Origin of the sequence: Kribbella sp. CA-293567, from assembly GCF_027627575.1 — a bacterium.
Lineage (GTDB): Bacteria > Actinomycetota > Actinomycetes > Propionibacteriales > Kribbellaceae > Kribbella.
Genome location: NZ_CP114065.1, coordinates 846,786 through 858,917, shown reverse-complemented (window position 1 = coordinate 858,917; position 12,132 = coordinate 846,786). Strand labels below are relative to the sequence as shown.

The following is a 12,132-nucleotide window of genomic DNA, read 5'->3' as shown; positions in this document are numbered from 1 at the left end:
TCAGGCCTCCTCTCGCGACAACTCGTCCTGCAGGAACTCGGCCTGCTCCTTCAACTGGGGCGTCGGCGTCGCGTAGAGATGCGCGAACAGCTCCGCCGGATCCGGCGAGACCTCCTGCATCAGCCCGACCCGCAGGTCCTCGGCGATCTTGTCGGCCTTCGCCGCTGCCTCGGCCCGTTGCTCGTCGTTCAGCAGACCCTCACCCGACAGGTAGGCGTCCAGCCGCTTCAGCGGATCACGCTCCAGCCAGGGGGTGACCTCTGCGTCGTTGCGATAGCGGGTCGCGTCGTCGGCGTTGGTGTGCGCCTGCACGCGATAGGTGTGTGCCTCGATGAGCTGCGGTCCTTCACCGGCGCGCGCTTTGCCGACAGCCGACCCCAGTACCGCGAGCAGCGCGGCCAGGTCGTTGCCGTCCACCCGCTCCCCCGGTACGCCGTACCCGATGCCCTTGTGTGCAAGGGAAGGCGCGATCGTCTGCCGGGCCAGCGGCACGGAGATCGCGTACTCGTTGTTCTGGATGAAGAAGACCACCGGCGCCTTGAAGACCGCGGCGAAGTTCAGCGCCTCGTGGAAGTCACCCTCGCTGGTGGCACCGTCACCGCACAGTGCCATCACGACCGTGTCCTCGCCCTTGAGCCGCGCGGCGTGCGCGACCCCGACCGCGTGCAGCAACTGGGTGGCCAGCGGCGTGGCCTGCGGCGCGACGTTGTGCTCGTACGGGTCGTAGCCGGAGTGCCAGTCACCGCGCAGCAGGGTCAGCGTCTCGATCGGGTCGACACCGCGGCTGATGATCGAGACGGTGTCCCGGTACGTCGGGAACAGCCAGTCCTGCTCGCCGAGCACCATCGTGGCGGCGATCTGGCAGGCCTCCTGGCCGTGCGACGACGGGTAGACGGCGAGCCGGCCCTGACGGACGAGCGCGCTGGCCTGGTCGTTGATCCTGCGGCCCTGCACCAACTGCGAGTAACCGTCGACGAGGGCCTCCGGCGCCGGCATCCCGTACTGCGGGCTGTCGTGCCGGCCGCCGTGCTCGTCGACGAGCTGGACTGGCTCAGCGGAGGGGAGCAACTGCTCCTCGACTGTAGTCATGGACCCTCCTGCAGGGAGACGGACGGATGGTTCATGGTCATACTTGTGGCCATTCGGATCCATAGCTGGCAGAATCCCGGGACGATCGGTCAGCTGAGCCGCAACTGAGGAGCAGAATGTCTGACGACGTGACGGTCGGCCCGGCTCAGCCTGGACAGATGGTTGTGGCTCCGGCGCTCGACGAGATCGACCGGCAGATCGTGGCGGCGCTGAGCCGCGACGGCCGGCTCTCCATCCGCGCCCTGGCCGACCAGGTGCACATCTCCCGCGCGAACGCCTACGCCCGGGTCGAACGGCTCACCACGACCGGCGTGATCACCGGGTTCGCCGCCACTGTCGACCCGCTCAAACTAGGCCTGGCGACGTCGGCGTACGTCACGCTGAGTCTCCGCCAGAGCTCCTGGCGAGTGCTGCGCGAACAGCTCCAGGCGATCCCCGAGGTCAAGCACATGGCTCTGGTCGGCGGCGACTTCGACGCCATCCTGCTGGTCCGGGCCGCCGACAACGAAGGGCTGCGCCGGGTCGTGCTGGAGAAGCTGCAGGCGATTCCCGAAGTCCTCGCCACCCGCACCGCGCTGATCTTCGAGGACCTCGGCACCCTCTAGCCCCCCGCAGTACAGGGTGACCACCCTCGACGAGTTCACCCACCCCGACTGCCCCTGACCTCGCTTACCCTTACGCATGACCTGGGGGAAGCTTGCCGGTATCAGCGCCATCGCGTGTACCGCCTTCGGACTGGTCGCGTGCAGTCCGACCGAGTCCGGGGTGATCGGACTGAGCGTGGACGAGTCGGGGCGGACGATCGTCGTACTGCAGGACTGTGGTGGCGACATCGATCAGCTGAAGTTATGGGATCGGATGCAGACCAGCACGAGCAAGGACGACGTGGTGCTGACCGAGTGGTACAACACCCGGTCGCCCAAGGGCATCGTGCAGTTCCCGCTCGTCGAGGGCGCCGGTCGCTGGAAGTCGGAGCAACGGGTGCCGGACCTGGACGCGGGCCGGAGCTACTCGCTGACCGGCCGCAACAAGAACGGTTCCTCCAACGCGGCCGGTCTGGACTTCACTCCCGAGCTGGTGAAGTCACTCCAGCCCGGTCAGATTCTCAAGACCAAGATCCTGCCGAAGGTCAACAGTACCGAGGTCGTCACGCTCGACGAGTTCACTCCGCGGAACTGCGACTGACGGCGGGGGGTCAGGCGCCGCGGCGGCGGTGGCGGTCGGCGTACGAGCGGAGGGCCCGGAGGAAGTCGACCTCACGGAAAGCCGGCCAGTAGGCCTCGCAGAAGTAGAGCTCGGAGTAGGCGCTCTGCCAGAGCAGGAAGTTCGACATCCGTTGCTCGCCGCTGGTGCGGATGATCAGGTCGGGGTCGGGCTGGCCCACGTTGTAGAGGTGCTTGGTGATGTCGTCGGCGTTCAGCGTCTCGGCGAGGCCGTTGAGATCGTTGCCGGAATCCGCCTCCGATTCGAGCAGCGAGCGCACCGCCTCCACCACTTCCTGCCGGCCGCCGTAGCCGATCGCCAGGGTGATGTGGTTTCCGGTGGCGACGTCCTTGGTCGCGTCGACCGCGTTCTTCAGCGCGTGCGCCGTACTGTCCGGCAGCAGGTCGAGCAACCCGGCGATGTGCACCTGCCACCGGCCACCCGGCTGCGCGAGCCGCCCGGCCACGATCTCCTCGACGACCTCCATCAGATAGGCGACCTCGGCGTCGTCGCGTTTGGCCAGGTTCTCGGTGGAGCAGAGGAACACGGTGACGTGCGGTACGCCGGCGGTCTCGCACCAGCCGAGCAGGTTCTCGATGTGCTCGGCTCCCCGCCGGTGCCCGACACTCGGATTGCTGTGCCCCTTGCCGCGTGCCCACCGCCGGTTCCCGTCCGTCACCACGCCGATGTGGGCCGGCAACTCCCGGCCGGCCAGCTGGGATCGAAGACGGCGGACGTACAACGCGTACAACGGACTGGTGGCGGGCATGCCGAGTAACCTACTCGTCTCAGCCCGTAACGCACAGCCCGTCGCCCAGTCTTTGAAACTCCCTTTGCGCAGTCAGTGAAGAAGTCAGCAAACCCGTTGCAGATCAGCGATCCCGGTCATCGTTCGAGGGACTACTCCTACGACCAGTCGCCGGTCGGTTGCCCCGGGACGTGGGTGCCGAAAGTCCATTCGTAGCCTTCGGGGTCGGCGACCCGGCAGCGGTAGTTGCCCCACTCGGTGTCGGCCGGAGTCCACACCGACTCGGCGCCATGCTTGGTGGCGGTCACGTACACCTCGTCGACCTCGGCCTCCGAGCCGAGCGCGAGGTACAGCCCGTGGCCGACGCTGTCACCCTTGCGCGGCAGCTTGCCGTAGCCCTCCTCGTCGGTGAAAAGGGTGATGGCCGCGTCGCCGCGGCGCAGTTCGGCATGCATGATCCCGCCCTTGTCGTCGGGAAACTGCATCGTGGTCTCGAACCCGAAGGCGTCCTCGAGCCAGCGCAACGCGGCGACCGCGTCCCGATACCCGAAGTACGCGTGCAGGCTGGCTGTTCTGTTCTCCGTCATGAGACCCAGCCTGGCGAAGGTAGCGGCCAGCAGCTGTCCTCTACCGAACCTCGTTCGAACTGCTCGGCGGCGGCGAAATAGGGTTGGGTGAGTCCTCGACCGCACGGGAGCAGCGATGTCACGTCCGACCGTTCTGATCACCGGCCCGATGAACGAGGTCGTGCAGACCGGCCTCGCGGAGCACTTCGAGGTGATCCGGCTCTGGGAGGCCGGCGATCCGGACGCCGTACTGGCGGAGCGGGCGAAGGAGATCACCGCCGTCGCGACCGGCGGCGCGGAGATCGACGGTCCGTTCCTCGACCGGTTGCCGGCCCTGCGACTGGTCGCCAGCTTCGGGGTCGGCTACGACAAGATCGACGCGACGGTGGCGGCCGAGCGCGGCGTGATCGTCACCAACACTCCCGGCGTACTGGACGACGAGGTTGCCGACACCGCGATGGGTCTGCTGCTGATGACGGCCCGCGAACTCTCCCGCGCCGAACGCCACCTCCGCGCCGGCGCCTGGACCGAACGCTCCTACCCGTTGACCAAGGCCACCCTGAGCGGCCGCACGATGGGCATCCTCGGCCTCGGCCGGATCGGCGAGGCGATCGCCCGGCGCGCGCAGGCGTTCGGCATCTCGATCGCCTACCACAACCGCCATCGCAAAGATGTTGCCTACAGCTACTACTCGACCCTGCTCGAACTGGCCGCCGCCGTCGACATCCTGATGATCGTCATCCCCGGCGGCGACGAGACCCGCCACCTCGTGGATGCCCAGGTCCTGAAGGCGCTGGGCACCGACGGCATCCTGATCAACGTCGCGCGCGGCACCGTCGTCGACGAAGAAGCCCTGGTAGAAGCCCTGCGTACCAACACCATCCTCAGCGCCGGCCTCGACGTCTTCGAACACGAACCCGAGGTCCACCCCGGCCTCCTGGACCTCGGCAACGCGGTCCTGCTCCCACACGTCGGCTCGGCCTCCGTCCCCACCCGCGACGCCATGGGCCAACTGGTCGTCGACAACCTCGTCAGCTGGTACGAAACCGGTAAACCCCTGACCCCGGTCCAGGAATCCACCCGGCTCCTCAGAACCCCCTGAGTATTTCGTCCCAGTGGTTGTGAAGGCTGCCGAGGTGGCCGTCCCCTGGCCGGCGGAGCAGCTCAGCGCCTGGGATTCGGCCGGCGAGCCACTCGCCGTTGCGGATCGAGGCGTTGGTGTCGTGTTCGCCGTACCAGAGGGTGGTCGGGCAGTTGATCTTCTCCGGGCGGAAGAGCCAAGGTCTGAAGGCGATCGCGGCGTCGCGGAGGTAGCCGCTGCTGGTGGTCAGCGCCTCTCGGATCGACGCGGCGAGCTCGGCGACCGGCTGCCGGGCGGCGACCTCGGCATCGAGCGCGTCCAGCCCGGCAACGAACCGTCGCGCCACTTCTTCATCGTCCGAGTCCAGCGCCAGCTTCCCGACGTACGTCTCGAACTCCGGCCGCATCAGCTCGATCGCCTCCTCCACCGGCGTCCGTGCCAACAACTCGTAGAACTCCTGCTGCTCCACGCTGAGACCATCTCGGTGGTACGGCGGGACCAGCGCAGGCACCTCGCCCGGACTCGCCACCACCTGCACGGCTGTCACCCGCGACGGATCGCGGACCGCGCACGCCAACGCGTACGGCCCACCAAGAGACATCCCCAGTACGCCGTACCGCGCCACCCCCAGCAGATCGGCCACCGCCGCCACGTCGCCGGCCACCGACAGGTGATCCGATGCAGCCTCGTCGGACAACCCGTACCCCGGTCGATTGACCGCCACCAACCGCACCCCCGTACGCCGGGCCGCAGCCTCCCCGGCGTACGCCGCGTGCCGGGTGTCCGGGCACCCGTGCAGAAAGAACACGACCGATCCATCCGGGTCGCCACCACTCCAGTACTGGGCCCGCCGCCCGTCCGGCAGCCGCAACAAGTCATCCATGCCGGTCCTCCGCCCGAATTTCCCCGACTGTAAACCAGCGGCGCTCACCTGGCCCGCGGTCTAGATTGGCCGCCATGATTCTCAGACACGTGACCATCGACTGCTCCGATCCCTACGCCCTGGCGACCTTCTGGAGCAAGGTGACCGGCTGGCCGGTGTCCGCGGAGGACGTGCCCGGCGACGACGAAGTACTGGTCGAGGCGCCCGCTCCCGTGCCCGGCCTGCTGTTCATCGCCGTCCCCGACCCCCGCACCGTCAAGAACCGCGTCCATCTCGACTGGCAACCCACCGACCGCACCCGCGACGAGGAGGTCGCCCGCCTGCTCGGTCTCGGCGCCACCATCCACGAGGACCACCGCAAGCCCAACGGCCGCGGCTGGGTCACCCTCAAGGACCCGGAGTCGAACGAGTTCTGCATCGAGATGAGCACCGGCGAGGTCAGCGGCTGACGCGCCCGGTTTCGTAGGCCCACATGACGAGCTCGACCCGGTTGCGGGCGCCGAGTTTGGTCATCACCGCGGTCAGATGGGTCTTGACCGTGCTCAGGCTGATGTGGAGGTCGGTGGCGATCTCGGAGTTGGTCCGGCCGCGCGCCACGGTGATCAGTACCTCCTCCTCCCGGCTGGTGAGCGGCTCGGTCGGCTGAGCGGGTGGCCGCCCCAGACTCGTGTCGGAGAAGGCCGCGAGCAGCCGGGCAGTGATCTTCGGCGCGATCAGTGCGTCCCCGTCGGCGGCCGCCCGGATCGCCTGGACCAGCAACTCGGGTCCGGCATCCTTCAGCAGGAACCCACGAGCGCCCGCTTTCAAGGCTCCGTGCACGTACTCGTCGAGGTCGAAGGTGGTGATGACCACCACCGCCAGCGGATCGGCGACGCCTGGTCCGGCGAGCGCGCGCGTGGCGCCGATCCCGTCCAGGCCGGGCATCCGGATGTCGAAGAGACACACGTCCGGCCGGAGCCGGCGAGCCAGCTCGACCGCTTCATGGCCGTCCGCCGCCTGGCCCACGACCTCGATCCCCGGTTGTACCCCGAGGATCATCGACAACCCGGTCCGGATGATCTCCTGGTCGTCGGCCACCAGCACGCGGATCGTCACCCGGCCACCCCGCTCCGAGGCAGCACGGCCGCGACGCTCCAGCCCCGCTCGACCCCAGGGCCCGCGACGAAAGACCCGCCCAGCAAGGTGGCCCGCTCGGTCATCCCGATCAACCCGAAGCCGGCCGGCCCCGCCGCTCCGGCGTCCCCGTCGTCGTCCACCGTCAACCGGATCCACTCCCCGTCTCCGACCACCCGTACGTCGATGCGGGTGGCGTGCCGCGCATGCCTGGCCGCGTTCGTGACCGACTCCTGCGCGATGCGATAGAGCGCGGCACCGACCGGGGATCCCAAGTCGGCAAGGTCGCCGGACAGCTCCACCTCGACCCGCGGCCCGTCCCCGACCTTGCCCGCGAGCCGCTCGAGCTCGGCCAAACCCTGTTGCGGTGACAGCGCGGCCACTTCCTCCGCCCGCAGCGCGCCGACCATCACCCGCATCTCGGCCAGCGTGCGCGAAGCCTCCGCCTCGATCACGACCAGTGCCTCCATCGCCGCCTCAGGATGCGATGCCGCGACGACCCGCCCGGCCTGCGCCCGTACCGCGATGGCCGACACGTGATGCGCGACCGTGTCGTGCAACTCGCGGGCCAGCAAGGCACGCTCCTGCAGCCTCATCCGGTCGAGCTCGCGATGCCGGGTGGCGGCCCAGTAGCGGACCGCGGCCCCCAGCACCGCCGGCGTGAACAGGAACACCCCGCCAAGCACTGCCTCGGTGATTCCCGTGTAGTCCGCGGCTGTGCCCAGCACCAGTGCGACGAGGCAGATCAGCAGTCCGATCCCGACCTCGCGGCCGGAACCCCAGCGCGTGAGCGAGTACGGCAGCAGCACTACGGCGACCAGCGTGTTCAACCCGACAGCCGGCGCATCAGCGACCAGCACTGCGACAGCGCTGAGAATCGCGGCACCGAACGCGATGGCAACCACGGCCAACGGATGCGTACGCCGCCACAACAGCGTCACCAGCACCACCAACGCCCACACCAGCGCAACCGGTCGCCACGCAAGGTCGGGCCGCAGTACACCTTCGAGAACAGCCGTGGGCAGCAGCAGGGCGAGCAGCACCCAGTCCCGCCAGACCCGCTTCGGCGCCAGGGGTGCCCGCGGCTCGCCCCACAGAGCTCGGACCGCGTTCATCGCCATGGCCTCAGCGTAGACAGCGCAGGCGTCCGGCGTACCGGCCGAAAGTACGGCTCGCCGGTCGGCCGGAAAGCCGAGCGAAGTCCGGCTCTTCGCCCGAGGTACCGGCCGCCGCGGCTCGCCACGCTGGGACCGGGATTTGCCGGGACCGTCGAAGGAGAACACGAATGATGCCGCAAGCTCTGTACCGATTGGGCCGGTACGCCGCCCGTCGCCCGTTGACCATGATCGGAACCTGGCTTCTCCTGGCCGCCGTGGTGTTCGCGGCCGCCGGACTCTTCGGGCAGAAGCTGGACAACAGCACCGCCGTACCGGGGCTGGACTCGCAGAACGCGACGGACCTGCTGACCAAGGCCGGCGCGAACCAGGCCGGCCTGACCGCCCAGCTGGTGGCCACGCCGACGGCCGAGAACGCGACCTTCGCCGATTCCGGTCAGGCGCGAGCGGCGCTGACCAAGGTCGAGGCGGAGGCAGCGCGGCTGCCCAACGTCCTCGCGGCCGGCCCCGCGACCATCTCGCCGGATGGCAGAGTGGCGATCGTCCGGCTGCAGTATCCGGTGATCGACGACCTCTCGGGGACCGATCTCCAGAATCTTCAGACGTTCGCGGGGCAGGCTGCCGAGGGTTCACCGCTGCGGATCGAGCTGGGTGGAGATCTGGCCGTCGCCTTCGAGGAGGCGGAGACCGGAGCGGGCGAGTTGATCGGCCTGATCGCGGCGGCCGTCGTGCTGCTGCTCGCGTTCGGCTCGGTGATCGCGATGGGGCTCCCGATCGGTCTCGCTCTGTTCGGGATCGGCCTCGGTACCAGCTCGCTGGCGCTGGTCACCTACTTCATCGACGTACCGACCTGGGCGCCGGTGGTAGGCAGCATGGTCGGTCTCGGGGTCGGTATCGACTACGCGCTGCTGCTCGTCACCCGGCACCGCGAATACCTGGCGCAAGGACTGCCGGTCGAGGAGTCGGTCGGCCGGGCAGTCGCCACCGCCGGACAGTCCGTCGTGGTCGCGGGTGGAACCGTGGTCGTCGCCATCCTCGGTCTGGCGGTGGCCGGCATACCGTTCCTGACCGCCGGCGGGATCGCCGTCTCGATCATCGTGCTGATCATGGTGATCGCCTCGATCACGCTGCTGCCCGCGTTCCTCGGCCTGGCCGGGTTGTGGATCAACCGGATCGGCTTCGGTCGCCGCCGGACCGGCACCGCCGCTGCCCTGACCACCAAGGTCTCGAGCTGGCAGCGCTGGGGCGAGCACGTCTCACGCAACGCCAAGCTGTACGCCGCCGGGACCGCCGTCGTCCTGCTCGCGCTGGCCGCCCCCGCGCTCGACCTCCGAGTCGGTACGCCGGACGAAGGCACCCTGCCGCAGCACCGCACCGAGCGGCAGGCCTACGACCTCGTGGCCAAGGGCTTCGGTCCGGGCGCGAACGGGCCGCTGGTGATCGCGGTCGACGTTTCCGCGGACTCCAGCGTCGTCCAGCCACTGCGTGAAGCCATCGCGGCAGACCGGGGGGTCGCGGCCGTCGCCGAGCCCGGGCGGACCGCCGGTGTCGCCACCCTGGTCGCCTACCCGACCACAGGACCTCAGGACGACGCCACGTTCACCACCATCAAACGGCTCCGGGCGGACGTGTTCCCCGCAGTACTCGGGCAGAGTCCGGCCAAAGCTCACCTCGGCGGCCAGACGGCGAGCGCCCTCGACACCGGTCAGCGGGTCGGCGAGCGGCTGCCGTGGTTCATCGGCGCGGTCGTCCTGCTGTCGTTCCTGCTGCTGACCGTCGTCTTCCGGTCGATCCTGGTGCCGCTGAAGGCGGCCCTGATGAACCTGCTCGGGATCGGCGCGTCCTTCGGCGTGATGGTGATGGTGTTCCAGCGGGGCTGGGGCGCCGAGCTGATCGGGGTCGAGGCGCCGCTGCCGATCCTGCCGTTCATCCCGCTGTTCATGTTCGCGATCCTGTTCGGGCTGTCGATGGACTACGAGGTGTTCCTGCTGTCCCGGATCCGCGAGGAGTACCTCGGCTCCGGCGACAACCAGGCCTCGGTGGTCCGCGGGATCGCCGTCACCGGACGGGTGATCAGCTCGGCCGCGCTGATCATGATCTCGGTCTTCTCCGGCTTCATCCTGGGCGAGAACCCGACCGCGAAGATGTTCGGTCTCGGTCTGGCCGTCGCGGTCCTCGTGGACGCGACGATCGTGCGCCTGGTGCTGGTCCCCGCCACGATGAAACTGCTCGGCGACGCCAACTGGTGGCTGCCGGCCTGGCTGGGCCGGCTGCTGCCGACCATCGACCTGCACGGGACGGGCGCCTTCGAAACCCCCGTCCCGGTGACCGAACCTGCTCCGGTGGGTCAGTTGACCCGGTAGAGGGCTCCGCCGGCGGTGATCCCGAAGGACACCTTCTTGCCGCCGGCCACCAGGTCGACGATGTACGTCGTACCGGACCAGCGGCCCTTGTACTGCACGGATCCGGTGGCCGGCACCGGCGCGATCACGGACAGGATCGACGCGCTGGTGCCGGACCGGGCGAACATCAGCGTCGGGGCCGGCGTGCGGGTGAAGATGTTCGGGTAGTGCCAGCCCTGGATCGGCTTGGTCTGGCCCTGCTTGACCAGGATCGCGCCGGCCGGCAGCGCCTGCCGGTACGGGACCTGGAACAGGATGGTCCGGGTGTCGTCACCGGCCTTCGCCCCGATCGCCGTCGTTCGCGAGTAGACCGTCGCCCGCTGGTCCGAGGGCAGGTGCCACAGCGTCTGGAACTGCTGCGGCGCCTTGGCACTGGCCCGGTCGAGACTGACGATCAGGTCGGGGTCCTTGAGCACCAGGACCGCGCGGTTGCGGCTGATCCCCGCGCCCGGCGAATCGGCGAACTCGTAGAACTCCGACGTCGGGGTGAAGGCCTTCCTGGTCAGCTTGGTGGCCGGGTAGGTCTCCGCGGCGAGCGGGGTGGTCATCGAGCTGGCGGCGTACTGGCTCTTGGCCCAGGTGCGCCAGACGTCGGGCTGGTAGCCGGCGTGACCGGCGTCGATCAGGATGTCGCGGCCGCGGGAGGTGTAGGTGATCGCGGTGTGGTCGCTGTGCCCGTGGAGAGCGCGGGAGGGCCCGTACCGGATGCTGTACGTCGACTCCTGGCGAAACGGTCGCGTCTGCCCCCAGCCGGTCCGGCCGAACACGAAACCGGCGTCGAAGGTGCCGATCCGGCGCTCCGGGGCCAGCCCCTCGACCCCGTTGCTGCCCGCGTAGTGCAGCGGCGTACCGGTGATCGGGCTGGTGGAGACCACCTCGGAGTCGCCGAGCTGGTGCAGCTTGCCGAGCGAGTTGGTGGCGAGGGCCAGCCAGCCGGCCAGCAGCTCCCGGCGCTCGTCGATCGTCGTACCGGGGTCGGCTCCGCAGGCTTCGAGCGCGGCGACGGCGCGTCCCCACAGCGAGTAGTTGAACTGCGCGTAGGCGGTGGACTGCTCGTTGGTCGATCCCTGAGCATCGATCGCGGTGGTGATCCCGCTGGCCAGCCGGTTCTGCGCGGTGGTCTTGTAGTCCTCGCGGTTCAGCGTGCAGCCGACACCGAAGAGCGCGATGCTCTCGTCGGTGCCGTGGTTCCAGGCACCGCTCCAGTTGGCGATCAGAAACCTGGCGTGGTTGACCAGCGCCACGTCGAGCCAGCCGTACGCCGCCGGTAGGGCGTCGGCGCCGAGCCCCGCGAGAATCGCGGCCCGGACGCAGAGCAGCACGTTGGTCCGGTGCATCGTGGACTCGTAGGCGCCGATGTCGCCCTTCCACGAGTACGGGTTGTCGGTGACCCAGTCCCTGGTGATCGCCGTGACCCGGTTCAGCGCGGCCAGGTCGCCCTGACTGCCGGCCAGAATTCCTTGCCCCAGCCAACGAAGTGAGTGCAACCACATGTACCAGCTGGGGTTCTTGTACGGATTGACCCGCCAGTTGACGTTTCCGCTGCCGTTGCCCACTCGGTAAGCGGCGTACGGTCCCCAGGCGTAGGTGTCGGCCTGCAGCATCGCGACGGTGGTGGCGTCGTCCACCGTGCTGAAGCCGGAGCAGGTGTAGGTGCCGGTGCCCGCGGCGGTCGTCTTCCGGGACGACTTCCGCAGATCGGTCGCCGCCGCGGCAACCGCCGGTACGACGTTGCTCCCGGCCGGATCGAACTGCGCCACCCCCGGCTCCGGCAGATCCGGCAGCACCGCGATTCCGGGTCGCGGCGGCGCGGCCTGAATCTCGGCCGGCGCGACCACCAGCCCGCCCAGCGCGAGCGCGAACCCCACCGTCGCGCCCATTGCAAGTCGACCCGTCACGACTTCCTCCAACTGGTTCGTACTCTCCCCCTGG

At 69.0% G+C, this 12,132-nt stretch carries 12 protein-coding genes; 5 read left to right on the top strand and 7 right to left on the bottom strand.

The genetic code is table 11. The features are described from left to right. Complete coding sequence (locus OX958_RS04115) at positions 1-1,089, bottom strand: thiamine pyrophosphate-dependent dehydrogenase E1 component subunit alpha (RefSeq protein WP_270135809.1); 1,089 nt, start codon at positions 1,087-1,089, stop codon at positions 1-3. 116 nt (positions 1,090-1,205) lie between these two features. On the opposite strand from OX958_RS04115, the gene OX958_RS04110 reads away from it, so the two are divergent. Then, positions 1,206-1,694 (top strand): Lrp/AsnC family transcriptional regulator, encoded by a 489-nt coding sequence (locus OX958_RS04110; protein ID WP_270135807.1) that lies wholly within the window; start codon positions 1,206-1,208, stop codon positions 1,692-1,694. 76 nt (positions 1,695-1,770) lie between these two features. Then, positions 1,771-2,274: a hypothetical protein gene (locus OX958_RS04105; RefSeq protein ID WP_270135806.1), complete on the top strand. Its 504-nt coding sequence runs from the start codon at positions 1,771-1,773 to the stop codon at positions 2,272-2,274. A 10-nt stretch (positions 2,275-2,284) separates the two neighbouring features. Here the strand turns inward: OX958_RS04105 and uppS are convergent, their stop codons facing one another. Together uppS and OX958_RS04095 are read right to left on the bottom strand one after the other, a co-directional pair. Beyond that, positions 2,285-3,061, bottom strand: coding sequence for a polyprenyl diphosphate synthase (uppS, locus tag OX958_RS04100; protein ID WP_270135805.1), 777 nt, complete (start codon positions 3,059-3,061; stop codon positions 2,285-2,287). 137 nt (positions 3,062-3,198) lie between these two features. Continuing rightward, on the bottom strand, positions 3,199-3,627 hold the full coding sequence (locus tag OX958_RS04095; RefSeq protein ID WP_270135804.1) for a VOC family protein: 429 nt from the start codon (positions 3,625-3,627) through the stop codon (positions 3,199-3,201). 115 nt (positions 3,628-3,742) lie between these two features. Between OX958_RS04095 and OX958_RS04090 the strand changes: the two genes are divergently transcribed. Beyond that, entirely contained in the window at positions 3,743-4,708 is a 966-nt protein-coding gene (locus tag OX958_RS04090) for a 2-hydroxyacid dehydrogenase (protein WP_270135803.1), read from the top strand. On the opposite strand, the gene OX958_RS04085 is transcribed toward OX958_RS04090, so the two are convergent. Further along, positions 4,695-5,570 carry an alpha/beta fold hydrolase gene (locus tag OX958_RS04085; RefSeq protein WP_270135802.1) on the bottom strand — a complete coding sequence of 292 codons (876 nt, stop codon included), beginning with the start codon at positions 5,568-5,570 and terminating at the stop codon, positions 4,695-4,697. The genes OX958_RS04090 and OX958_RS04085 overlap by 14 nt on opposite strands. Positions 5,571-5,644: 74 nt before the next feature. Between OX958_RS04085 and OX958_RS04080 the strand changes: the two genes are divergently transcribed. Next, positions 5,645-6,019 carry a VOC family protein gene (locus tag OX958_RS04080; RefSeq protein WP_270135801.1) on the top strand — a complete coding sequence of 125 codons (375 nt, stop codon included), beginning with the start codon at positions 5,645-5,647 and terminating at the stop codon, positions 6,017-6,019. Here the strand turns inward: OX958_RS04080 and OX958_RS04075 are convergent. Continuing rightward, positions 6,009-6,665 (bottom strand): response regulator, encoded by a 657-nt coding sequence (locus tag OX958_RS04075; protein ID WP_270135800.1) that lies wholly within the window; start codon positions 6,663-6,665, stop codon positions 6,009-6,011. The two genes, OX958_RS04080 and OX958_RS04075, sit on opposite strands and share 11 nt — an antisense overlap. Beyond that, positions 6,662-7,804 (bottom strand): sensor histidine kinase, encoded by a 1,143-nt coding sequence (locus OX958_RS04070; RefSeq protein ID WP_270135799.1) that lies wholly within the window; start codon positions 7,802-7,804, stop codon positions 6,662-6,664. The genes OX958_RS04075 and OX958_RS04070 overlap by 4 nt, the downstream gene beginning before the upstream one ends. A gap of 164 nt (positions 7,805-7,968) precedes the next feature. Here OX958_RS04070 and OX958_RS04065 point away from each other — a divergent pair, with 164 nt between their 5' ends. Beyond that, on the top strand, positions 7,969-10,161 hold the full coding sequence (locus OX958_RS04065) for an MMPL family transporter (protein ID WP_270135798.1): 2,193 nt from the start codon (positions 7,969-7,971) through the stop codon (positions 10,159-10,161). On the opposite strand, the gene OX958_RS04060 is transcribed toward OX958_RS04065, so the two are convergent. After that, the gene (locus tag OX958_RS04060) at positions 10,146-12,098 is read right to left on the bottom strand and encodes a heparinase II/III domain-containing protein (RefSeq protein WP_270135797.1); all 1,953 of its coding nucleotides are present in this window, start codon (positions 12,096-12,098) and stop codon (positions 10,146-10,148) included. The genes OX958_RS04065 and OX958_RS04060 overlap by 16 nt on opposite strands. Positions 12,099-12,132 lie beyond the last annotated feature (34 nt).

Bases quoted from the DNA above. Each gene is read 5' to 3' on its own strand.
- OX958_RS04115 (WP_270135809.1), bottom strand. From the start codon at position 1,089: ATGACTACAGTCGAGGAGCAGTTGCTCCCCTCCGCTGAGCCAGTCCAG.
- OX958_RS04110 (WP_270135807.1), top strand. From the start codon at position 1,206: ATGTCTGACGACGTGACGGTCGGCCCGGCTCAGCCTGGACAGATGGTT.
- OX958_RS04105 (WP_270135806.1), top strand. From the start codon at position 1,771: ATGACCTGGGGGAAGCTTGCCGGTATCAGCGCCATCGCGTGTACCGCC.
- uppS (WP_270135805.1), bottom strand. From the start codon at position 3,061: ATGCCCGCCACCAGTCCGTTGTACGCGTTGTACGTCCGCCGTCTTCGA.
- OX958_RS04095 (WP_270135804.1), bottom strand. From the start codon at position 3,627: ATGACGGAGAACAGAACAGCCAGCCTGCACGCGTACTTCGGGTATCGG.
- OX958_RS04090 (WP_270135803.1), top strand. From the start codon at position 3,743: ATGTCACGTCCGACCGTTCTGATCACCGGCCCGATGAACGAGGTCGTG.
- OX958_RS04085 (WP_270135802.1), bottom strand. From the start codon at position 5,570: ATGGATGACTTGTTGCGGCTGCCGGACGGGCGGCGGGCCCAGTACTGG.
- OX958_RS04080 (WP_270135801.1), top strand. From the start codon at position 5,645: ATGATTCTCAGACACGTGACCATCGACTGCTCCGATCCCTACGCCCTG.
- OX958_RS04070 (WP_270135799.1), bottom strand. From the start codon at position 7,804: ATGGCGATGAACGCGGTCCGAGCTCTGTGGGGCGAGCCGCGGGCACCC.
- OX958_RS04065 (WP_270135798.1), top strand. From the start codon at position 7,969: ATGATGCCGCAAGCTCTGTACCGATTGGGCCGGTACGCCGCCCGTCGC.